This window comes from Arthrobacter sp. AFG7.2, assembly GCF_002892835.1.
Taxonomy (GTDB): Bacteria; Actinomycetota; Actinomycetes; order Actinomycetales; family Micrococcaceae; genus Arthrobacter.
This window is the reverse complement of record NZ_PJMB01000007.1, coordinates 93513-116421: the sequence shown is the minus strand read 5'-3', so window position 1 is coordinate 116421 and position 22909 is coordinate 93513. Positions and strand designations below refer to the sequence as shown.

At 65.8% G+C, this 22909-nt stretch carries 17 protein-coding genes; 8 read left to right on the top strand and 9 right to left on the bottom strand.

Going from position 1 to position 22909, the window contains the following annotated elements; genetic code table 11:
• Positions 1-63: 63 nt before the first annotated feature.
• The 5 genes from CXX84_RS13555 to CXX84_RS13535 form a co-directional block, all read right to left on the bottom strand.
• On the bottom strand, positions 64-492 hold the full coding sequence (locus tag CXX84_RS13555; RefSeq protein WP_102977238.1) for an OsmC family protein: 429 nt from the start codon (positions 490-492) through the stop codon (positions 64-66).
• Positions 493-679: 187 nt separating this feature from the next.
• Complete coding sequence (locus CXX84_RS13550; protein WP_102977237.1) at positions 680-1030, bottom strand: hypothetical protein; 351 nt, start codon at positions 1028-1030, stop codon at positions 680-682.
• 167 nt (positions 1031-1197) lie between these two features.
• On the bottom strand, positions 1198-2994 hold the full coding sequence (gene sucB, locus CXX84_RS13545; protein WP_102977236.1) for a 2-oxoglutarate dehydrogenase, E2 component, dihydrolipoamide succinyltransferase: 1797 nt from the start codon (positions 2992-2994) through the stop codon (positions 1198-1200).
• Positions 2995-3108: 114 nt separating this feature from the next.
• The gene (gene lpdA / locus CXX84_RS13540) at positions 3109-4491 is read right to left on the bottom strand and encodes a dihydrolipoyl dehydrogenase (protein WP_102977235.1); all 1383 of its coding nucleotides are present in this window, start codon (positions 4489-4491) and stop codon (positions 3109-3111) included.
• A gap of 260 nt (positions 4492-4751) precedes the next feature.
• Positions 4752-6275, bottom strand: coding sequence for a leucyl aminopeptidase (locus CXX84_RS13535; RefSeq protein ID WP_102977234.1), 1524 nt, complete (start codon positions 6273-6275; stop codon positions 4752-4754).
• A 257-nt stretch (positions 6276-6532) separates the two neighbouring features.
• Here CXX84_RS13535 and CXX84_RS13530 point away from each other — a divergent pair, with 257 nt between their 5' ends.
• From CXX84_RS13530 to CXX84_RS13515, 4 genes are all read left to right on the top strand, one after another.
• Positions 6533-7471, top strand: coding sequence for a proteasome assembly chaperone family protein (locus CXX84_RS13530; protein ID WP_102977233.1), 939 nt, complete (start codon positions 6533-6535; stop codon positions 7469-7471).
• Positions 7472-7502: 31 nt separating this feature from the next.
• Entirely contained in the window at positions 7503-8849 is a 1347-nt protein-coding gene (locus tag CXX84_RS13525) for an MFS transporter (RefSeq protein WP_102977232.1), read from the top strand.
• Positions 8850-8942: 93 nt separating this feature from the next.
• A complete protein-coding gene (locus tag CXX84_RS13520; protein WP_102977231.1) occupies positions 8943-10217 on the top strand; it encodes a DUF4192 domain-containing protein in 1275 nt (424 codons plus the stop codon).
• A 305-nt stretch (positions 10218-10522) separates the two neighbouring features.
• Positions 10523-11830 (top strand): RNA polymerase sigma factor, encoded by a 1308-nt coding sequence (locus CXX84_RS13515; protein WP_102977230.1) that lies wholly within the window; start codon positions 10523-10525, stop codon positions 11828-11830.
• 179 nt (positions 11831-12009) lie between these two features.
• On the opposite strand, the gene CXX84_RS13510 is transcribed toward CXX84_RS13515, so the two are convergent.
• On the bottom strand, positions 12010-12231 hold the full coding sequence (locus CXX84_RS13510; protein WP_102977229.1) for a hypothetical protein: 222 nt from the start codon (positions 12229-12231) through the stop codon (positions 12010-12012).
• Between the two features lie 253 nt (positions 12232-12484).
• On the opposite strand from CXX84_RS13510, the gene CXX84_RS13505 reads away from it, so the two are divergent.
• Positions 12485-14593, top strand: coding sequence for a type IIA DNA topoisomerase subunit B (locus tag CXX84_RS13505; RefSeq protein WP_102977228.1), 2109 nt, complete (start codon positions 12485-12487; stop codon positions 14591-14593).
• 7 nt (positions 14594-14600) lie between these two features.
• Here CXX84_RS13505 and CXX84_RS13500 read toward each other — a convergent pair whose 3' ends face one another.
• The gene (locus CXX84_RS13500) at positions 14601-15593 is read right to left on the bottom strand and encodes a M56 family metallopeptidase (protein WP_102977227.1); all 993 of its coding nucleotides are present in this window, start codon (positions 15591-15593) and stop codon (positions 14601-14603) included.
• A gap of 6 nt (positions 15594-15599) precedes the next feature.
• Positions 15600-15986, bottom strand: a complete 387-nt coding sequence (locus tag CXX84_RS13495; RefSeq protein WP_102977226.1) for a BlaI/MecI/CopY family transcriptional regulator — start codon at positions 15984-15986, stop codon at positions 15600-15602.
• Positions 15987-16257: 271 nt separating this feature from the next.
• On the opposite strand from CXX84_RS13495, the gene CXX84_RS13490 reads away from it, so the two are divergent.
• The 3 genes from CXX84_RS13490 to cydD are packed head-to-tail and all read left to right on the top strand — an operon-like array spanning position 16258 to position 22401.
• Positions 16258-17862, top strand: coding sequence for a cytochrome ubiquinol oxidase subunit I (locus tag CXX84_RS13490; protein WP_102977329.1), 1605 nt, complete (start codon positions 16258-16260; stop codon positions 17860-17862).
• 29 nt (positions 17863-17891) lie between these two features.
• On the top strand, positions 17892-18941 hold the full coding sequence (gene cydB, locus CXX84_RS13485; protein ID WP_102977225.1) for a cytochrome d ubiquinol oxidase subunit II: 1050 nt from the start codon (positions 17892-17894) through the stop codon (positions 18939-18941).
• A 1-nt stretch (position 18942) separates the two neighbouring features.
• A complete protein-coding gene (cydD, locus tag CXX84_RS13480) occupies positions 18943-22401 on the top strand; it encodes a thiol reductant ABC exporter subunit CydD (RefSeq protein ID WP_102977224.1) in 3459 nt (1152 codons plus the stop codon).
• Here the strand turns inward: cydD and CXX84_RS13475 are convergent.
• Positions 22383-22901 (bottom strand): DinB family protein, encoded by a 519-nt coding sequence (locus CXX84_RS13475; protein ID WP_102977223.1) that lies wholly within the window; start codon positions 22899-22901, stop codon positions 22383-22385. The genes cydD and CXX84_RS13475 overlap by 19 nt on opposite strands.
• Positions 22902-22909 lie beyond the last annotated feature (8 nt).

Below are 22909 nucleotides of genomic sequence, written 5' to 3'. Positions count from 1 at the left end.
GCACCAAAAAGCCCTGCCTGTCCGGAAAACACCGGGCAGGCAGGGCTTTTCGCTGGGACGGAATCAGGACTCCAGCGTGGCATCCATGGTGATGTCGATGCTGGCAAGGGCGCCCGAGACGGGGCAGCCAACCTTGGCTTCGCCGGCGATCTTTTGGAATTCGTCCTCGGAAATTCCCGGGACCCTGGCAGAGACAGTCAGGTGGCTGCCCGTGATGCCGGTGCCCGGAACGAACGTCACGTCGGCCTTGGCGCGGACTTCCTCAGGGGAGTGGCCGGCATTCGCGAGTTCGTTGCTGAAGGCCATGGAGAAGCATGCGGCGTGGGCTGCGGCGATAAGTTCCTCCGGGCTGGTCTTGCCGTTGGCCGCTTCCGTGCGGGCCTTCCACGTGACATCGAAGGTGCCCAGGCCTGAGGTGGCCAGGCTGGTGGTTCCGGAGCCCTCCGTCAGGTTGCCGTTCCATACTGCGTTTGCTGAACGTGTTGCTGCCATGTTCACTCCTCAGGTCGTTGTTTACCGGGGCAGGCAGTTGCCTGGACCCGCCGTTTCCCATCCTAGGGACTTGGTTGCCGGCATGCACCGGCTGTCCGCTGTCAGTGGATTATGACAGGGGTACTGAAACGGCGACGGCGGCGCTCCCAAAGGAGCGCCGCCGTCGCCGTGGTCCTGCCTCCAGCAGTTACTGCCAGAGTGTCGCGATCGCGATGTTCAGCAGCGCGAGGCCGCCCACGCCGTGGGCCAGGCCTGCACTGATGTCCTCGCCCTTCTTGTACTTCCGGCGGCCAATGAATGCCAGGACGCCGACAGCGAGGGCTACGGCAAACTTGATGCCGAGCTTGAAGTAGTTGGCGTCCATGTCCAGTGCGGGGATAAGCCCCATCAGGGCGATGCCGGTCAGGAGCTGGAGCATGGCCCCGTCGAACTGGCGGGGATGGACGGTGGGTTTCTTCATCTGGCCGATCCAGATACCCACGATCATGGCGGCGCCAACGATGTGCAGGAAGACCACGATGTTATAGACGATGTTCATGGGACCAGTGTAGCCATTCGTTCTACCGGTTGTAGTAGCTGACAGGTACGGAGTGCTGATGTCCGGAGCGCCGGCAGGGGGTTGCAGGGATTAAACGGCCGACGGCGGCACAGGCGTTCCGGTGGTTTCCCACCCGAGCCCGCACCGCCGTCGTCAGAATACGGCTGTTACAGCCCCAGGTCCGCTTCGAAGGCGCCTTCTTCGAGGCGCGCCCTGAGGGTCTGGAGGAAACGGCCGGCGTCCGCGCCGTCCACCAGGCGGTGGTCGTACGTCAGGGACAGGTACATCATGGAGCGGATGGCGATCGAGTCGTCACCATTCTCATCGGAGACCACCACGGCACGCTTGACGATGGCGCCGGTGCCGAGGATCCCCACCTGCGGCTGGTTGATGATCGGGGTGTCGAACAGGGCCCCGACCGAGCCGATGTTGGTGATGCTGAATGTGCCGCCGGACAGCTCGTCCGGGCCGATCTTGCCGTCGCGGGTGCGGCCTGCGACGTCGGCGATCTTGGCTGCCAGTCCGGCGAGGTTCAGGTTACCGGCGTCGTTGATGACCGGGACCAGCAGGCCCTTGTCCGTGTCGACGGCGATCGCCAGGTGCTCGGCGTTGTGGTACGTGATTTCCTGCTTGGCCTCGTCGTAGGCAGCGTTGAGCTTCGGGTGCTGCTTGAGGGCCTCGGCCACCGCCTTGGCGATGAACGGCAGGAAGGTCAGCTTGACGCCATTCTGTGCCTGGAAGGAGTTCTTGGCACGGGCGCGGAGCTTGGCCACCTTGGTCATGTCCACTTCGTGGACCTGCGTCAGCTGGGTGGAGACCTCGAGGGACTCACGCATGCGGCGGGCAATGACCTGGCGGATGCGCGGTGCCTTCTGCGTGGTGCCACGGAGTGAGGAAGCGGCGCCTGCCGGGGCTGCGGAGGCTGCGGGGGCGGACGCGGCAGGTGCTGCTGCCGGGGCCTCTGCGGGAGCTGCCTTGGCTTCGGCTGCGGCCATAACGTCCTGCTTGCGGATACGGCCGCCGACACCTGTGCCCGAGAGCGAGGCGATGTCCACGCCGTGCTGGTTGGCCAGTTTCCGGACCAGGGGGGTCACGTAGCCTGACTCGGATCCGCCGGCCGGCGCAGCCTCTGCTGACGCCGGAGCTGCTGCGGGGGCCTGGGGAGCAGGTGCTGCCTTGGGGGCCTCCTGCTGGGGTGCCGCCTGGGCGGGAGCTGCCTGCGGCGCAGGTGCTTCTGCCTGCGGTGCTTCTGCCTTGGGCGCTTCCTGGACCGGCGCTTCGGTGGAGGGAGCCTCGGCCGGGGCGGCGGTTGCACCCGAGCCGATGACTGCAAGGACGGAGCCGACCTCTGCGGTCTCGTCCTCGCTGACGCGGATCTCCTGCAGGGTGCCGGCCACGGGCGACGGGATTTCGGTGTCAACCTTGTCGGTGGAGACCTCCAGCAAAGGCTCGTCAACCTCGACGGCGTCCCCAACAGCCTTCAGCCAGCGGGTGACCGTGCCTTCGGTGACGCTCTCACCGAGGGCCGGCAGTGTGACTTCGTGGCTTTCGCCGCCGCCGGCTGCCGGTGTCTCGGGTGCGGAAGCTTCCTGCGCTGGTGCTTCGGGGGCGGGCGCTTCAGTGGAAGGCGCTTCGGCGGGAGCAGGTGCTTCAGTGGAGGGGGCCTCGGCGGGAGCGGATGCCTGCTCAGCAGCAGGAGCTTCTTCGGCCGGGGCGCCGCCGCCGGAACCGTCACCAATCCGGACCAGGGGAGCGCCTACCTCGGCGGTCTCGTCCTCGGCAACCAGGATTTCCTCAATCACGCCAGCGACAGGAGAGGGGATTTCAGTGTCTACTTTGTCGGTGGAGACTTCGAGCAGGGGCTCGTCCACCTCTACCCGGTCACCTACCTGCTTCAGCCAGCGGGTGACGGTTCCTTCGGTGACGCTCTCACCGAGGGCGGGCAAGTTAACGGATTCAGACATGTCGTCCCCGTTCTCCTTATTGATCTTTAGTGCGGATGATTGCTGCCTGTTGGCCAGCCTAGTGCACCCGGCATTCCGTGCCGGGTGCACCAGGCTCTTTGGTGGTGGGGGAGACTAGCCGTGAAGCGGCTTGCCCGCGAGTGCCAGGTGGGCTTCGCCCATGGCCTCGTTCTGGGTGGGGTGCGCGTGCACCAGCTGGGCAACATCCTCAGGGTAGGCTTCCCAGTTCACGATCAGCTGGGCTTCGCCAACCTGCTCACCCATGCGGGCTCCGATCATGTGGACGCCCACAACAGGGCCGTCCTTCTGGCGGACCAGCTTGACCAGTCCGGAGGTGCCGAGGATGGAGCTCTTGCCGTTGCCGGCCAGGTTGTATTCCTGGGTCTGCACCTGGTCTTCGCCGAACTTCTCCTTGGCGGCCTTCTCGGTGTAGCCAACGGTGGCGATTTCCGGCTCGGAGTAGGTGACCTTCGGGATGTTGATATCCTCGACGACCACGGGCTTGAGGCCGGCAATTTCCTCGGCGACGAAGATGCCCTGCTGGTAGCCGCGGTGCGCGAGCTGGACGCCGGGGACGATGTCACCGACGGCGTAGATGTTCCCGACGCCCGTGTGCAGGCGCTCGTTGGTGATGACGAAGCCGCGGTCGATGGTGACGCCCGCTTCCTCGTAGCCAAGGTTGGCGGTGACGGGACCGCGGCCCACGGCAACGAGGAGGAGGTCGGCCTCGAAGGTCTTGCCGTCCACCAGGGTGACCTTGACGCCGTCGTTGTTCTGCTCGACGCCCTGGAAGAACACTCCGGTGGAGAACTTGATGCCGCGCTTCTTGAAGGCCCGCTCGAAGTTCTTGACGATGGTGGCGTCCTCGTTGGGGACGAGGGAGGGCAGGCCCTCCACGATGGTGACTTCCACGCCGAAGGACTTCCAGACCGAGGCGAACTCGACGCCGATGACGCCGCCGCCCAGGATGATGGCGCTCTTGGGAATGAAGTCCATGGTGAGCGCCTGGTCCGAGGTGATGACCTTGCCGCCGAGCTCAAGGCCCGGGAGGGTACGCGAGTAGGAGCCGGTGGCCAGGACGATGTTCTTGCCCTTGTAGGCGGTACCGTTCACCACGACGGTGTCCGTGCCCTGGAGCTTGCCTTCGCCCTCAATGACGGTGATGCCCTTGGACTTGATGAGTCCCTGCAGGCCCTTGAACTTGCCGGCGATGATGCCGTCCTTGTACGCGTTGACAGCGTTGATGTCGATGCTGTCCAGGGTGACGTTCACGCCATACTTGGCAGAGTCACGGGCGTGGTCGGCCAGTTCCGCGGAGTGCAGGAGGGCCTTGGTGGGGATGCAGCCGTTGTGGAGGCAGGTGCCGCCCAGCTTTGCTTTCTCCACGAGGCCGACGGTGAGGCCAAGCTGTACTGCCCGCAGCGCGGCGGCGTATCCGCCGCTGCCGCCACCGAGTACCAGGATGTCGAATTCTTGCGCAGTTGCCTGATCGGCCACTAAAACGCTCCCTCGCGTGAACGATGACGCGATCCTGCGCATCATCTGGTCTTGGAACTTGCACTGCCGTGATTATGCCAGCAGGCCTGTTCTCTTGCATTTGTGACTACCGTGGTTCACCTTAGCGAACCACTTATCCATGCTCCACCCTGGCACCACGTTTGTGGAGCGCTTGTGTCGAGTGTCACGCGGCTTTGTGGCACAGGGATCACCAGTTCCGCAAAGCCGCGTGACAACACGTTGGGGGCCGCCAAAACGCGTCAGGCGGCAGCCAAAATGTCTTCCACATAGGCCACCAGAGTCCGGACCGTGCAGCCCGTTCCCTGCTTGTGCGTGTAGCCATACGGGCTTCCGTTGTTAAAGGAGGGCCCGGCGATGTCGATATGTGCCCAGGGGATCTGTTCCCCGTCCTTGCCCTTACCCACGAACTCGCGGAGGAAAACGGCTGCGGTCATCATGCCGCCGTGGCGTTCCCCGATGTTTGCGAGGTCTGCGACCTGCGAATCGAGGCTGGGCCGCAGTTCCTCGGGAAGCGGCATGGGCCAAACGAGTTCCCCGGCCCGGTCCGCTGCCGCTTTCAGAGGCGCAGTCACGCTGTCGGATCCCATGACGCCGGCAGTCCGGTTGCCCAGGGCGATCAGCTGTGCGCCGGTGAGGGTGGCGACGTCAATGATGGCGTCGGGGTGCTCCAGGCTGGCGGCCACGATGCCGTCGGCCATCACCAGCCGGCCCTCGGCGTCGGTGTTCAGGACCTCAACGGTCTTGCCGCCGAACATCGTGAGGACGTCGGCGGGGCGGGAGGCGGCGCCGGAAGGCATGTTCTCGGCGATGCAGAGCCAGGCGGTGGCCTTGACGGGCAGGCCCAGTCCCGCAAGGGCCAGGACAGTGTTAAGGACGACGGCGGCACCGGCCATGTCGCTCTTCATGTCTCCCATGCCGAGGGCCGGCTTGATGGAGATCCCGCCGGTGTCGAACGTGATGCCCTTGCCCACCAGAGCGATTTTTGACGTTGCCTTGGCGGGCGAGTATTCCACCTTGACGAGGCGGGGCTGGCGGGCGGATCCCTTGCCTACGCCCATGATGCCGCCAAAGCCTTCCTTTTCCAGGCGCTTCTCGTCCCAGACCGTGACTTTCACCGGCAGGCCCTTGGCCAGGTCCTTCGCAGCCTCAGCGAAAGTCTCCGGGTAGAGGTGGCTTGGCGGCTGGTTGACGAGGGAGCGGGTGGCGTTGACGGCCTTGCCGATCAGCGCGGCCCGCTTGAGCGCAGGGGCCAGTTCTTTCTGGTCTGCCAGCTCCGTGAAAATCACGGCGTTGCGGACGGGATCCTTCAGGCCGTCCTTCGAGGACCGGAACTCGGTGAAGGAGTAGGCACCCAGGGCCGCGCCCTCGGCCACGGCCTCCACATCGGCAAGCGACGCCGTCGGAAACGCCAGGACAACTGTGGCAAGGCCGGCAAGCTGGCGTACAGCCGAGCCGGCAGCGCGCCGCAGTGCTTCCGCTCCCAGCGGGCCGGCCGCTGACACTTTGCCCACGCCGGCCAGGACCAGCACGCCCGCACCCGTCTCGGGGAGGCCAGGCAAACGCACCAGCTGATCGGCAGCACCTGTCACGCCGAGGCTCTTGAGGGAATCACCGAGAGCCTCGGCGGACCTGGCGGTCAGCGGGTTCTCCAGGAGGACGGGACCGTCCGCACCCTGCCCCACACCTATGACCACGGCGTCGCCGGGGCTCTTCTTCAGGTCCCGCGAGAGGGTACTAAGGTTGATTTCAGTATTCTTGACCACGCGGATCAGTCCTCGATTCTCGAAAGATGTTCGGGCAGGGGTGCATGTTCGGCGCTCTGCCATGGTTGCCCGGGTGCGGCCGTTCGGAACGCAGTCCGGGAGTCTGCGGGCCCGTCTGGCAGGCCAGTTCCGATCGTAGCCCGTCTGCGTCTGAGCTGGAGAATTTCCTGAGAGGTGCGCCACAGTGGCCGCCGGAATGCCCGGCTGTCCCGGGGCGTTGTAAAGAATGTCCACCCCACCTGTGAAAGGAACATGCCGTGCTTGAACGGATTTCCGGCTCCCTGCTGGACCCCGATGCGCTCTATGCGAGCAACATTGAGCTGTTCCACAGTCCCGACCTTCGCGGGCTGAACCTGGTGATGGGCTTCACGGGTTTTGCCGACGCCGGCCAGGTGGTGAAGCAGATCAATGCGGAGCTCCTGGACTCCCTCGACGCCCAGCCGGTCGCTGTTTTTGATGCGGACCAGCTGATTGACTACCGCTCGCGCCGTCCGCACCTGACGTTTGTTGAGGATCACCTTCAGGATTACCAGGAACCCCGGCTCGCGTTGTACCGGCTGGTGGATGGCCTGGGGAAGCCGTTTCTGCTGCTCGCAGGTTTCGAACCGGACCTTCAGTGGGAGCGGTTCGCCAGGGCTGTGGTGGGCATCGTGGAGAAACTGGACGTCAACCTCGTCACCTGGATCCACTCCATCCCCATGCCGGTTCCCCACACCCGGCCGGTGGGGGTAACCGTCCACGGAAACCGGCCGGACCTGATCGAGGGCATTTCTGTATGGAAGCCAACGGTGGAAGTTCCCGCAGCCGTAGGCCATATCCTGGAACTCCGCCTGGTGGAGGCAGGCCGCAACGTTGCCGGCTACGTCATCCACGTGCCGCACTACCTTGCCGAAGCTGAATACCCCACCGCCGCCGTCGCAGGCCTTGAATACCTGGGCGCCGCCACCTCCCTGATGCTGCCTTCAGACAGGCTCCGCGAGGCCGGCCGGGAGGTTGGCCGGCAGATCGCGGAGCAGATTGATGCCTCCGAAGACGTCCAGCAGGTGGTGTCACGGCTGGAGGCCCGTTATGACGAGAAGGCCGAAGGCACAGTCCGCCGCTCGCTCCTGGCGGACGAGAATGACGAGCTGCCCAATGCCGACGTTTTGGGCGCAGCAGTGGAGGCGTACCTGGCGCGGGAGAACCCGGCGCAGTAAGGGCTCTTCGGGGCGCGGGCATAATGAAGTGGTGACTGCACCCCGCGCCTGGCTCATCTGGACCATTGGAATCTTCGGGTACATGGTGGCCGTGGCGCAGCGCACGTCGTTCGGCGTGGTAGGGCTGGAGGCCACTGAGCGGTTCCAGGCCAGTGCGTCCGCGATCTCCTTTTTCACCGTCCTGCAGCTCCTCGTCTACGCCGGCCTCCAGATTCCGGTGGGCCTGCTGGTGGACCGGTTCGGCTCGCGCGCCATGATTGCCGGCGGGGCGGTCCTCATGGGACTCGGGCAGCTCCAGCTGGCTTTTGCCGACAGTGTTCCCGGGGGAGTGGCAGGCCGCATCCTGGTGGGCGCCGGTGACGCGATGACCTTTATTTCCGTGATCCGCCTGATCCCGCTGTGGTTTGCCCCTGGCAGGGTGCCGCTGGTAACCCAGCTGACGGGCATGTCGGGGCAGCTGGGCCAGCTCTTCAGCGTTATCCCCTTCGCCTTTGTCCTGCACCTCTCCGGCTGGACCACCGCATTCCTGATGCTGGCCGGGATGTCGGCTCTCGCCGTCGTGCTGGTCCTGCTGCTCCTGCAGGACGTCCCGCCCGGCACAGAGCGGCCGCATGCCCGGCAAGGCCTGAAGGCCACCGGGGTCTCCCTGGCCCGCGCCTGGCGCCAGCCCGGAACGCGGCTGGGTATGTGGAGCCACTTCACCATCCAGTTCAGCGGCACGGTGTTCGCCATGACGTGGGGCTACCCCTTCCTCATCTCCGGGCAGGGCCTGGACGCCGGAACGGTGGCTGCCCTCATGACGCTCTACGTTGCTGCCGCAATGGCGGTAGGTCCTTTCATCGGAAGGTTCGTGTCGCGGCATCCGCTGCGCCGTTCCACCATGGTGCTGCTGATCGCCGGGGCCACTGCTGCGGCCTGGGCTGCCGTCCTGTTGACTCCCGGGCGGGCTCCCCTGTGGCTGCTGGCGGGCCTCGTGGTGGTTCTCGCCGTCGGCGGGCCGGGTTCCATGATTGGTTTCGACTTCGCGAGGACCTTCAACCCGGCACACCGGATCGGCACCGCGACGGGCATCGTCAACGTGGGCGGGTTCATCGCAGCGCTGATAGCGATCTTCCTGATCGGGCTGGTGCTGGACGTTCTGTATACCAGCGGTTTCTCCAAGGGCGTGCTGTACGGGCTGGACCCGTTCCGGATCGCACTCAGTGTCCAGTTCCTGCTGCTCGGCTCCGGTGCCGCAGCAATGCTGGTATGCCGCCGGAAGGTGCGGCGGCAGATGGCTGCCCAGGGCATTGTGGTCCCGCCGCTGCGCAGTGCGCTGGCCCGGCAGCGCCGCGAAAACCTGGCCCGGCGCAGCCAGCCGGGTTCCCGGGACGACTGACTGGTCCTCCACAGGGCCGGCTGCAGGGCCACGGTTTCCACATACCAGCGGCCCTTACTGTCGGCTGGCCCCGTCGCCGCGAATGCTGGAGCCATGACACCTCCAGAACGGCTCACAGTCCGCGGCCCGGAAGACATCCTGGGTTTCATTCCCCACTCGCTGGGATACTGGCCGGCGCAGAGCCTCGTGGCGATGACACTGCAGGGCAAGAGGCTTGGCGCTACCCTCCGGCTGGACCTGCCTGGACCTGATGTCCTTGCGAATCCAGCCCGGTTTCTGCGGGCCGTCCGGCGCTACCTCGAGGCGGACAAAGAGGCTGACGGCACCTTGCTGGCGATTTTTACAAGCAATGGCGGCGCGGCGCCGCCGTCCCGGTACGATGGCCTGCTCGCCGCCCTGGACTCCATGCTGCAAGGGGCGCGGATGCCTGTCCGGGAGGCCTGGTACGTCGGGGAGGATTTCTGGCGGGAGGCGTGGTGCCTGGATGTCTCATGCTGCCCGCCGGCCGGACGTCCCATCGACGAAATCCGCGACAGCCTGCTTAACACTGAGATGGTGTTCCGGGGAAGCAGCATTGGACCTGCACCGGAACAGCGGCAGCCGGCGGGCCCCGTTCCTGCCCTGCATCGGGCCGCTGTGCTGGATGCGGAGGCTGTGTGGTCTGCGCAGCTGGACCTCCGGCGGCAAAGCCGGCCCCAGTTTGCCGCAGTGCTGGGCCAGTGGGAGGCGATGCTGGCCCGCCCGGTCGGGGACCTGCAACAGCCATCAGTACACCGGGATGCTTTCCTTCGGGCCACACTCCTGGTGCCGGCCTGGCGCGACGCCGTCCTCGTTATGGCGGCGGCAGGAAAAACAGCGGCCGCAGCGGGGGCCGAAGAGTTCGGCGTTTTCAGCCCCGACGCGCAGCTGGGGCCGATGACCCCAGCGGCGGAGCAGGCGGGTGAAGAGGAACTGCCGTCCGCAGCGGATGGCAATCAATTTCCATCCTTGGCGCTTCCGGACCACTTCGGGCACGGCATCCCGATCTCCGGTGGCCAGGATGGAACTCCCCGCTATGGCGGCGTCCTCATGGGGCAGGAGCCGGCCGTTCCCCAATGGCACAGCCTGGACGCCCTCGACCTCACACTGGAGCACCTCGCCCTGATGGGCGGGCCGCCGGCCGCCGCGGCACTGACGGGAAGGGGCTGGATCGCCTGGTGCCGGGGGCGCGGCTCCTATGCAGCGGCGTACCTTGGGCAGGCACTTGAAGCGGAGCCCGGATACCGGCTCGCGGAGTTGCTGCTGGACCTGGTCCAGCGGGGGACCATCTGCGGCTGGGCGGCACGGAAGGAGGCCGCCTGGCAGAAGTTCGGGCCGGAGGCAGCTTGATCGGGGGGCGAAAGCATGTCGGTGGCGTCCACGAAGGCACGGACATGCAGCACGGCCAGTGGCCAAAGAACGGCGGAGAGGCCCGAATCCGGGAAAACATGAGACAATGGAGGCCGAGACCCGGTTGGGTCCGTGTATCGAGCGTCCGTCTTTGCGCCCTTCGGGGAACATAACAGCGGCTCCGGGAGTTGTGTTAACAGACTCTGCCGGCCGTGGTGGCGCTTGGTTTTCACCACGGACTTGACAGGGTCATAGTGGTGTTGCCCGTATGGTGATTCCACAGACCACCGCTAGAAAGGTTTTCTGTGACCCCGTCTTCCACGAAGAAGGACCCCTCCGCCCAGGACGAACTGTCCGCCGAGGAGAAGCAGGCTGCGACTAACGCCAAGCGGGCAGCTACGCGCGCAGCCAACAAGGCATCGGCCGGTGCGGCCGCAGCGGACGGCAAGCGCGAGCCCAAAAAGCGCGGCCCCAAGCCCGGCGCGAAGGCTGCTGCCGAGGCTGCCGGAAAGTCCGGTGACAGCGACGAGGCAGAAGAAGTTGAGGCAGACCTTGACGACATCATCCTCGAAGGACCTGAGGTCGTTGAGGAGGACGCCGAGGCCGACCCTGCGAAGGCCGTGGCCGGATCCGGCAAGGGCTTCGTCTACTCCGACGCCGACGACGACGACGCCCCGGTCCAGCAGGTCATGTCCGCCGGTGCAACGGCAGACCCCGTCAAGGACTACCTGAAGCAGATCGGAAAGGTTGCACTGCTCAACGCCGAGCAGGAAGTGGACCTCGCCCTCCGGATCGAAGCCGGGCTGTTCGCCGAAGAGAAGATCAACGCTGACGACGGCTCCATGGATCCGAAGTACAAGCGTGAGCTCGAGTTCATCATCCACGACGGCAAGCGCGCCAAGAACCACCTCCTTGAAGCCAACCTTCGCCTGGTGGTTTCGCTGGCCAAGCGCTACACCGGACGCGGGATGCTGTTCCTGGACCTCATCCAGGAAGGCAACCTGGGCCTCATCCGTGCGGTAGAGAAGTTTGACTACACCAAGGGCTTCAAGTTCTCCACCTACGCCACCTGGTGGATCCGGCAGGCCATCACCCGTGCAATGGCGGACCAGGCCCGTACCATCCGTATTCCGGTCCACATGGTCGAAGTGATCAACAAGCTGGCCCGCGTCCAGCGCCAGATGCTCCAGGACCTGGGCCGTGAACCTACGCCTGAAGAGCTGGCGCTCGAACTGGACATGACACCGGAAAAGGTTGTCGAAGTCCAGAAGTACGGCCGGGAGCCCATTTCGCTCCACACACCCCTGGGCGAGGACGGCGACTCCGAATTCGGTGACCTGATCGAGGACTCCGAAGCTGTCGTTCCTGCCGACGCTGTGAGCTTCACGCTGCTGCAGGAACAGCTGCACTCAGTCCTGGACACCCTTTCCGAGCGTGAAGCAGGTGTTGTGGCCATGCGCTTCGGCCTGACCGACGGACAGCCGAAGACTTTAGACGAAATCGGCAAGGTCTACGGGGTAACGCGCGAGCGTATCCGCCAGATCGAATCCAAGACCATGTCCAAGCTCCGCCACCCGTCGCGGTCGCAGGTACTCCGGGACTACCTCGACTAAAACGGGCTGAGCCAGGAAAGCGGCCCGCCGGCTGCCGTGCCCCTCAGAGGGGCTGGCAGCGGGCGGGCCGCTTTCTTTCGCGCAGGCGTTCCTGGCGGGGCAATGCGTGGTGCGGTGGGACTGGTGCTTAAACGGATTGGGACCCCACCTTGCGGTGGGGTCCCAACAGCTTGAGGAAGCTAGTCGATTTCTACGGCTGCCTTCTCGCGAAGCTTGCCCGTCTCATCGTGCCAGTCAGAGCTCAACGGCTTGAGAGTCGCCTCGACTGCACGGGCGTGGTGGCCGCAGAAGAGCAGCTCACCGCCGGAGGACTCCAATACAACCCGGACGTAGGCCTGAGCTCCGCAACGGTCGCACCGGTCGAGTGCATTGAGTGTGCGGTCTGCCACTGCTGTTGTCATGTCGGCCTCCTTAGTAGATCAGTACGTCTATATAACCAGCATTCGTATCAAAACCATGGCAAGGATGGGCCAAGTTCGCTGTCCGCGTATCCGCAAAGTTGGCTCAAGATTCTCCGGGATGGCGGCGGCGCCGCGTAAGTGGCGGGGTCCACACCGGCTGCCAGGTGTGGCAGCAGGTCCATCGGCGCCGGGCCGACTACCCTAGGAAGAGCGTTCCAGCCCGCTGTTCCGTCCCTGAAGGAGTTCATCACCAGTGGCACCAAGCTCTGATTACACTGCCCGGCACCTGTCTGTACTGGAGGGCCTGGAGGCCGTCCGCAAGCGCCCGGGCATGTACATCGGTTCCACCGACTCCCGCGGGCTCATGCACTGCCTCTGGGAGATCATCGATAACTCCGTTGACGAGGCGCTGGCGGGGTTCGGCCACGACATCAAAATCATCCTGCACGCTGACAACTCCGTGGAGATCCACGACGACGGCCGCGGCATCCCAATCGACAAGGAACCCAAGACGGGCCTGACGGGTGTCGAGGTGGTCTTCACCAAGCTCCATGCCGGCGGCAAATTCGGCGGCGGTTCCTACACTGCCTCCGGTGGCCTGCATGGCGTGGGCGCATCAGTTGTCAATGCCCTTTCCTCCCGGCTGGACGTCGAAGTGGACCGCGGCGGCAAGACCTACAAGATGTCCTTCCGCCGCGGCGAGCCCGGGCGCTTCAAGGACACCGGCTCACGCAGCGACCCCGCCGCCCCCTTCACTCCGTTCGTTGACGACTCTGTGCTCGACATTGCCGGCAAGGCCAAACGGGGCGTCACCGGCACCCGCATCCGTTACTGGGCCGACCGGCAGATTTTCACCCCGGATGCAAAGTTCTCCTACGAGGAACTGGCCGCCCGCGCCCGGCAGACCTCCTTCCTGGTGCCCGGTCTCAAACTGACCGTGCGGGATGAGCGGAGAGTCGCAGGAACTCCCGGCGAGGCCGGAGTCCACGAGGAGGTGTTCCACCACGACGGCGGTATCTCCGAGTTCGTCGAGTTCCTTGCCGCTGATCCGGCGGTCACCGACGTGTGGCGGCTGCACGGCTCCGGCAAGTTCAAAGAGACGGTTCCCGTCCTGGACGAACGCGGGCACAGCCAACTGGCCGAGGTGGAGCGCGACTGTGAAGTGGATGTCGCGCTGCGCTGGGGGATCGGCTACGACAGCACTGTCCGGAGCTTCGTCAACATCATCTCCACGCCCAAGGGTGGAACCCACCAGTCCGGCTTCGAACAGGCCCTGGTCAAAACGTTCCGCAAAGCGGTGGAAAACAACGCCCGCAAACTCAAGGCCGGCAACGACAAGATTGAAAAGGACGATATCTTCGCAGGACTGACCGCTGTCCTGACTGTCCGCCTGGCAGAGCCGCAGTTCGAAGGCCAGACCAAGGAGATCCTGGGAACCTCTGCGGTCCGTGCCATCGTGGCTAAGGTCGTCGAGCGGGAAATCAGCGCCAAGCTCAGCTCCGCAAACCGGAATGACAAGGCCCAGTCCGCCCTGCTGCTCGAAAAGATCGTCAGCGAGATGAAGTCCCGCATCTCGGCCCGTGTGCACAAGGAAACCCAGCGGCGCAAGAATGCGCTGGAAACTTCCTCCATGCCCACTAAGCTTGCGGACTGCCGTACCGACGACGTCGGACGTTCGGAACTGTTCATCGTGGAAGGCGACTCGGCGCTCGGCACGGCCAAGCTCGCCCGGTCCTCAGATTTCCAGGCCCTGCTGCCCATCCGCGGCAAGATCCTCAATGTCCAGAAAGCGTCAGTGGGGGACATGCTCTCGAATGCCGAATGTGCTGCGCTCATCCAGGTGGTGGGCGCCGGTTCGGGCCGCAGCTTTGACATCAGCGCCGCACGGTACGGCAAAGTCATCCTTATGACGGACGCGGACGTGGACGGCGCCCACATCCGGACGCTCCTCCTCACCCTCTTCTTCCGCTACATGCGGCCCATGATCGACGAAGGCAGGGTTTTTGCCGCGGTCCCGCCGCTGCACCGCGTGGAAGTCATTAACTCCGGCCAAAAGGCCAATGAGATGATCTACACCTACTCGGAGGCGGAGCTCCACGTGCTGCTGGCCCGGCTGGCCAAGGAGGGCAAACGGTACAAGGAGCCCATCCAGCGCTACAAGGGCCTGGGCGAAATGGATGCCGAGCAGCTGGCCGAGACCACCATGGACCCGCGGCACCGGACCCTGCGGAAGGTGGGGATCGAGAACGCGAAGCAGGCAGAGGAAATTTTCGATCTGCTGATGGGTTCGGACGTGTCTCCGCGCAAGGACTTCATCATTGCCGGCGCCTCCAGCCTTGACCGGGAGCGCATCGACGCCTGACGGCAGCTCAGCCCAGCAGGCCGGGAACCACCAGCAGGGCAGTTGGCAGCGCCAGAAGCAGCACAGATCCCGCCATCACCAGGTTGCGGACAGGTGCCGGAAGCTCGGGCCGGGGCGAGAGCAGCCTGCTGACCCGTGACGCGGTGGTACGGGCCGAGTCGGCGCCGGAGGTCCCTGCAGCGGCGTCCAGTCCTGACAGCGCCAGACTGGAGGACCCCGGCCGGAGTTCGGCGGTGCCCGCGTTGGCTGCCGACCCGCTGGCAACAATGGCGATGGCCTTGATGAGTGTGGCCTTGCTTTCAGTCCTGAGCGCGACGTCGTCCGCCAGCATTTCAATCAGCGAGTTCACTGCTTCCTGGGCGAGGCGGGTGGTGGGAAGCCATGGCAGTGCCTGCCGCCAGGCCGCGAAGGCCCACAGCAGCAGGTGGTGGCGTTGGCTCAGGTGGGCGTTCTCATGGATCAGGACCGCACGGAGTTCGGCAGGCTCAAGGGCCGCCATCAAGCCATCCGAGAGGACTGTCACGGAACGAGAGCCGCCGGGAAGGCAATATGCCACAGGGGAGTTGTGGCTGATAACCAGCGTTCCGGTCCCTTCTGCCGACGGTGAGGCCAGCAGTGCCAGCAGTTCGCGGTGCCGCCGCCGCTGGCGCTCTATCTTGTAGTACGTCAACAGCAGGGTGAACACCAGATGGGCCGTGAGCAGTGCCGCCGCGGACAGGGCAAAAATGTGCCAGAAACCCAGCTCAGTGGTGGGGGCGTTGTACAGCACCATGCCGGCCAGGGCCCGGAGCCCTGCGATCAGGTTGTCGCCGATCGGCTCCAGGCCGTAAACCAGCATGGCACCGATCATGGACAGCCCGCCGGCCAGCGCGATTGCCTGCCACAGAATCATGGCAGTGAACGGTGAGCGGGCCGGCCACTGCGCCCGGGAGAGGAGGATAGGCACCGGCCACGCCAGGACTATCGCAAGGACCGCCAGCAGGTACGAGGCCCAGAACATGGTCCCTTAGATGTGGCCAAGCAGTTTGCGCAGAGTCTCGGCTTCGCCCTCGGAGACGGACCCGATAAAGCGGGCAAGTACAGCTTCGCGGTCGGGAGCCGAGCCCAGCACTTCATGCATCAGCTCAGCAGTGTGGTCCTCACGGCTGGACACTGCCTGGTAGCGGTGCGGGCGGGTGCCCCGTTCACGTTCAACCAGGCCTTTCTTCTCCAGGCGGGACAGTACGGTCAGCACGGTGGTGACCGCGAGTTCCTTGCCTTCGTGGCCGGCTGCGCCGTCCTTGCCGGCAGATGTCTGCGCCAGCCGGTCCCGGAGGGTATTAGCTGTGGCTGCTTCCTGGCCCGCCCAGAGCAGATCCATCACTGCCCGTTCCAGTTCACCAAGACTAGCCATTGCACTTTTCCTTTGTTTCCCCGCGCCGCCGCCGCAGATGCGGAGGAGGCGACATGCGTTTGTTTGGACTACAACCTCTAATTTACCCCGTTTTCTCGAGAGTTTCTACGTCGGGTAGAACAGCACGCCGCCCGCGGCTTTTCCGGCGGCTTTGAATGCCCGCAGCCAGTTTTACTTGGCTGCCAGCGTTGTTCTACACTCGGTAGAAGTTGGATTTCTACAAAACGTAGAAGATCCGCATCCGCTGACACGAGGAACCGCCTTGGACGCTTTGGACGCGCTGGAAATTGCACGCTGGCAATTCGGCATCACCACCGTTTATCACTTCATGATGGTTCCGCTGACTATTGGCCTCGGCCTGGTTGTCGCCGTCATCCAGACCGCCTGGCACCGGACCGGCAACCCGGAATATCTCCGCATGACCAAGTTCTGGGGAAAGCTCTTCCTGATCAACTTCATCATGGGCGTGGCCACCGGCATCGTGCAGGAATTCCAGTTCGGGATGGCCTGGAGTGAGTACAGCCGCTTCGTCGGAGACGTGTTCGGTGCGCCACTCGCCCTGGAAGCGCTGCTGGCGTTCTTTGTTGAATCCACGTTCCTGGGGCTGTGGATCTTCGGCTGGAAGCAGCTGAAACCCGGGATCCACCTGGCGTGCCTCTGGATAGCGGTCATCGGCTCGGTGTTCTCCGCCTACTTCATCATCGTGGCCAACAGCTGGATGCAGCACCCTGTGGGGGTGGAAATGGTGGACGGCCGCCCGGTCATGACCGATGCCTGGGCAGTCTTCACCAACAACACGGCACTGGTGGCTGTACCCCACACGCTGTTCGGCGCCCTCGCCGTCGCCGGCGGCTTCCTGCTCGGTATCGCCTGGTACCACCTCTGGCGGAGGCGGCGCGACGGCGTCGACACCGTGGGCCCTGACGGCAAGGTGGTTCCCGGTGAGTCGGCGGACATTTCCGGCCGCGACCGCGACGACCATAAGGTCTGGATCCGGTCCCTGCGCATCGGGGCAGTAGTGGCCATGATCTCCTTTGCCGGCACAGCCCTCACCGGCGACCTCCAGGGCAAACTGATGTTCGAGCAGCAGCCCATGAAGATGGCGGCAGCCGAAGCCGCCTGCCATGACGGCACCGGGTTCTCCGTCCTCAGCATCGGCAACCTTGGCTCACAGAACTGCGACGACATCGTTGCCCTGATCGAGGTCCCCGGCATCCTCTCCTATCTGGCGAAGGGCGACTTCACCACGGAAGTCCAGGGCGTCAACAGCCTGCTTCCCCAGTACAAGGAGGCCTACGGAACCCACCTTCCGGACAACCCCATCTACGGCGAACGCGCCGGCCAGGAAATCGATTACCTTCCCGTCATGGAGGTCACCTACTGGGGCTTCCGGATGATGATCGGTTTCGGCGGACTGGCTGCGCTGGCAGCGCTTGTGGCGCTGTGGATCACCCGGAAGGGAACCGTCCCGGAGTCCCGGTGGCTCATGCGGCTGGCCGTCTTCGGCATCCTGGCCCCCTTTGGCGCCAATGCGGCAGGCTGGATCTTCACGGAAATGGGCCGCCAGCCCTTTGTGGTGGCACCCAACCCCGACCCCAGCGGCATTGACCAGGTGTTCATGTTCACCGCCGCAGCCGTTTCCCCGGGCGTCTCGGCAGGAGAGCTGCTGGCTTCGCTGGTGACCCTGACAGCGGTGTACGCGGTCCTCCTGGTGGTTGAGGTCAAGCTGCTGGTCAAGTACATCCGCGGTGGGGTCGTCTCCGCCATGCCCGAACTGGTCCATGCGCCGGTGGACGAAAACGAGGACGCCACGCCGGGACCTGGCGGGCCCGGCGGCGGAAAGCCCGCCGACGACGTCCTGGCGTTCGCTTACTAAGCCGCTTACCAAGCAGAGGAAAACAAACAATGGAACTGCTGCCAACCATCTGGTTCATCGCCATTGCTGTGCTGTGGACCGGGTACCTCTTCCTGGAGGGCTTCGACCTCGGTGTCGGAATGCTCATGAAGGTGTTCGCCCGCAACAACACCGAGCGCCGGGTCCTGCTCAACACCATCGGCCCGGTCTGGGACGGCAACGAGGTCTGGCTCCTCACGGCCGGCGGCGCGACCTTCGCTGCCTTTCCACTCTGGTACGCCTCCCTGTTCTCGGCCCTCTACCTTCCGCTGCTGGTGGTGCTCGTTGCCCTGATTTTCCGGGCGGTGGCCTTCGAATACCGCGGCAAGGTGGACACAGCCCAGTGGCGGGCCCGCTGGGACTGGGCCATTGCGCTGGGTTCGTTCTTCGCAGCTTTCGGAGTCGGCGCCGCCCTGGCCCTCACCACCACGGGGCTTCCTCTGAACGCCAACGGCGACCGGGTGGGCGGCCCGCTCGCCTGGTTCAGCGGCTACGCAGTACTCGGCGGGCTCGCCGTGGTGGGGTTCTCACTGCTGCACGCCCTGGCATTCCTTGCGCTGAAAACCGACGGTGACATCCGGCACCGGGCCCGGCAGTGGTTCGTGCGGCTGCTGCCTGTCCTGCTGCTGCCCATCGCGGCCTGGGCACTCAGCATCCAGTTCCTGGACGGCAACCCCTGGACCTGGGCGCTGGTCCTGCTCGCCGTCGCAGCGGCAGCCGCCGCCTGGACCTGTGCACGCAAGGCAGCCGAGGGCAAGGCGTTCCTCGCCCTGGGCGCCTTCCTCGTCCTGGGCACGGCCTCCATCTTCGGTGCCGTCTTCCCCGTGGTGCTCCCCTCCACCCTGGACAGCGCTTTTGACCTCACCATTTCCAACGCTTCCTCCTCTGACTACACTCTTGGGCTTATGAGCGTTGTGGCCGCCTTCGGGCTCCCCTTGGTCATTGCCTACCAGGCCTGGACCTACTGGGTGTTCCGGCGGCGGGTCAGTGCTGCGCACATCCCCGAGGCCCATACCTTCCTGCCGGCCGTCGCCGCCAGGGCTTTCACCACGAAGGGCTGACATGCGGCCAAGTTTCCCTCCCGGCCCGGCCACGCGGTCCGCCATCTACCTGCTCGGACTGCTGGCAGCCCTCAAAGCCCTGTCACTGGTCCTGATGGGACAGGCGGTGGCATCGGTCCTGGCCGGACTGGTCGCAGGGGAGCCGGGCTGGGGAGACCAGCTTCCCCTGGGGCTGGCCGGCGTGGTCCTGCGGTCACTGACCGTCTGGGGGCAGGCTGTTGCTGCCCGCCGCGCGGCCCTTGGCATCAAGGAGGAGCTGCGCGCCGGTCTGCTTGAAAGGGCACTGCGGAACGGCGTCCGGGCGGCCGGACCTGCAGACGGCGGACTCGCCGTCCTGGCCACCCGCGGCCTGGACGCCCTGGACAGCTACTACACCCAGTTCCTCCCCGCCCTGGTGAACTGCGCCGCGATCCCGCTGCTGCTTGGCGCAAGGATCCTCTTCGCGGACTGGGTCAGCGCAGTGGTGATTGTCCTGACGGTGCCGCTGGTGCCGCTCTTCATGGTGCTCATCGGACGGTACACGGAAGACAACGTCCGGCAAGCGCAGGCCGCGCTGGGCAGGCTTTCCGCCCACATGCTGGAGCTGGCCAAAGGCCTGCCGGTCCTGGTGGGGCTCGGCCGCGCCACGGCACAGCGCAAGGCCCTCGAAGAAATTTCCGAAGAGTACCGCACCCGGACCATGGGAACCCTGCGGACAGCCTTCCTGTCCGCCCTGGCACTGGAACTGATTGCCACCATCTCCGTTGCCGTGGTGGCGGTGTTCATCGGCGTCCGGCTGGTGCATGGTGACATGCCGCTCGAGGCAGGGCTGCTGGCCCTGATCCTTGCCCCGGACTGCTACCTTCCGCTGCGTGAACTGGGCACGGCCCACCACGCGAGCGACGACGGCCGGGTGGCCCTTTCCGAAACCACTGCAGTCATGGAAGGCCCCGAACCCCGGCCGCTTCCGGCCGCCAAGGCGGGCAGGCCCGGAGCACCCCTCACCGTCACCAACCTGACCGTCAGTTACAGCGGAAGGTCAGGCCCCGCCGTCGGACCCCTCACCTTCACCGCGCCGCAAGGCAGGATCACCGCCCTTGACGGAGCCAGCGGCGCAGGAAAGAGCACAGTCCTCGGCGTGCTCGCCGGGACCGTTGGGGACGGGGCCGGGACCAGCGTCAGCGGTACAGTGCAGGGCCTTGACCGGACTGCGCTGGCATGGGTGCCACAGCACCCGGTCATGCTCGCAGAGACGGTCCTGGCAGAGGTGGTGCTGTACCTCTCGGGCGACCTCGACGATGGCACTGTCAGCCATGCCGGTGCGGAGGCAGCTGCACGCACCTGCCTCGCCCGCGCTGCCGCCGGCCACCTGGCCCACCAGAACCCCGCGGAACTGAGCCCCGGCGAGCTGCGGAGGGTGGCACTGGCGCGGGGCCTGGCGAGGATCGACGCCGGGGCCACTGTCCTGCTCCTCGATGAACCCACCGCCCATCTGGACGACGCCTCGGCCATGGTGGTGGAAGACGCGATCCGCCAACTCCGGGGCCGTGCCACGGTCATTTTGGTGGCTCACAACGAACGCACGCGCAACCTTGCCGACCACGTGGTCGCGGTTGGGGGAGCGGGCCGGACAGCCCCGGCCCGGCAGAACGCGGATGCCGGAAAGCCCCGGCCGGCCACCGCAGCCGTGCCGGTATCCCGCGAAAAAGCAGACGTAACAGCTGCAAGGACCAGCCCCGCCACGCCCGCCACCGGGGACAGCAGGGGCAGGCGCCGGACGTTGGGACTCCTGGCAGCCCTCCTGGCGCCGGTGCAGGGGAAGTTCGCCGCGGCTGCCATCGTGGGCACGCTGGCGGCAGTCTTCGCCGTGGCTTTGTCCGGTCTGTCAGGATGGCTGATCATCCGGGCCAGCGAGCAGCCGCCCATCCTGTACCTCCTGACGGCCATTGTCGGGGTGCGGTTCTTCGGGATCGGACGGGCTGTGCTGCGGTACTGGGAGCGGCTCCTCCTGCACGATGCGGTGTTCGCCGCCCTCACCGGGCTCCGCGGCCGGCTCTGGGAATCCCTCAGCCGCAGGGCCTTGTCGCTCCGCCGGCTGCTCCAGGGCGGAAACGTCCTCGGGACGATCATCGACGACGTCGATACGGTCCGCGACCTCCTGCCGCGCGTTGTCCTGCCGCCGGTCACTGCCCTGGCCGTGTCCACGCTGGCACTGGCCACCACCTGGCTGCTGGTTCCGGATGCCATGACCGCCGTCCTTGCGGCCGCGGCGGTCAGCCTGTTTCTGGCACCGGCTGTGGCCCTGTGGGCTGACCGGAAATCCGCCACCGCTGAGCAGGTCCTGAGGTCCGGGGTCCTGCGCCGCATCTCCTCAGCCCTGGATGCGCGTGCCGACCTGCACGCCAACGGGGTTTCGTTTCCGGTCCTGGCGGGCCTGCGCACCCGGGACCGCAGTGCGACGCATGCTTCCCAGCGGTCGGCCTGGGCTGACGGACTGGGCCACGCCATCACCACCGCCTCCTGCTGCGCGGGGGCCTTCGCGGCTGCCTGGCTCGCGGCTCCGGCCGTGCTGGAGGGCAGGCTCGCCCCGCCGACGGCCGCGGTGGTCGTGCTGCTGCTCCTCGCGCTGGTGGAACCTTACGCGGCCATGACGACGGCGGTACGCCAGTTCCCGGCGCTCCGGACGGTCATGCGGCGGGTGGCGGATTCCGGTGCCCTGGACGCCGCCACTGCACGTCCTGCCGACACAACCGTGGACGGACTGGAGAAGGTGCCTGCCCGCCGCGGTGGTGCTGCCGGCGTCGAACTCGTTGACCTTGCCGCTGCCTGGCCGGGCGGCGGACCCGTGTTCTCCGGGCTGGACGCCGTGGCGGAGCCGGGCCGTTGGCTGGCCGTCACCGGGCCGTCCGGGTCCGGAAAGTCGACGCTGCTCTCGGTCCTCCTGGGCTTCCTTCCTGCTGGCGCCGGGACTGCCCGCGTGACCGGGCGGGCAGCCTGGTGCCCGCAGGAAGCCCACCTCTTTGACTCGACCATCCGCGGCAACCTGCTGCTCGGCAGGGCTTCGTCCAACGGCCCTGCCGGGGACGGCGAACTGCGGGATGTGTTGGCGTCCGTTGGGCTGTCCGCCCTGGTGGAGCACCTCCCGGCCGGCCTGGACACCAGGATTGGGCCCGGCGGGGCGTTCCTGAGCGGGGGAGAGCGCCAGCGCCTGGCCGTGGCGCGGACGCTCATGACGGGCGCGGAGGTGATCCTGCTCGATGAACCAACAGCCCATTTGGACGCGGAATCAGCACAGGACATGCTGGCCGACCTCCGCCGCGGACTCCGTAACCGGACCGTGGTGCTGGTGACCCATAACCCTGCCGACATCCACCCGGACGATGCACGGCTTGTGTTGTCAGCCGGTGCCGGGCAGCCTGGACGCATCCCGGCTCCCGCTTATGCCGCCGTGGCGGAGGGCAGTCAGCCGTCCACGTCGTGAAGGTGGTGGACAACGTCGTGCAGGAAGTACCGGGCCAGGGTCAGGACCGTAAATTCGGACCCGTTGCTGCGCAGGCCTTTCCTGCCCCACTCCGCTTCCCGGACCCCCGCAAACGACTCCGCCACTTGCTTGCCCTCCGCCGTCAGCTCCGCGCTCACCACGGCGGGATCGGCGCTGGCGTAGTCCTTGTCCAGCGCTGTCCGGTCCTGGTCCCAGTCCTCGAACCGGGCGTCGTCTGAATCCAGCATGAGGTTAAGGCGCTGGTCGAAAAGGCTGAATACGTCCCTGACGTGGCAGGCGTACTCCAGGGGGGACCAGGTGTGGTCGTTGGGCCGTTCGGCCGCGTCCGGCCTGCGCAGGACGGCCCGCCAGCGGGGAAGCATGTTGTCGATGCTCCCCGGCACGGTTGATGGCGTGACCGTCGAGGCGTTGAACGAGCACTCCGGGCAGGGACGGGCCAGGACCCAGGTCCAGTCCTTCTCATCAGGAACGAAAGGCATGGAAGCAG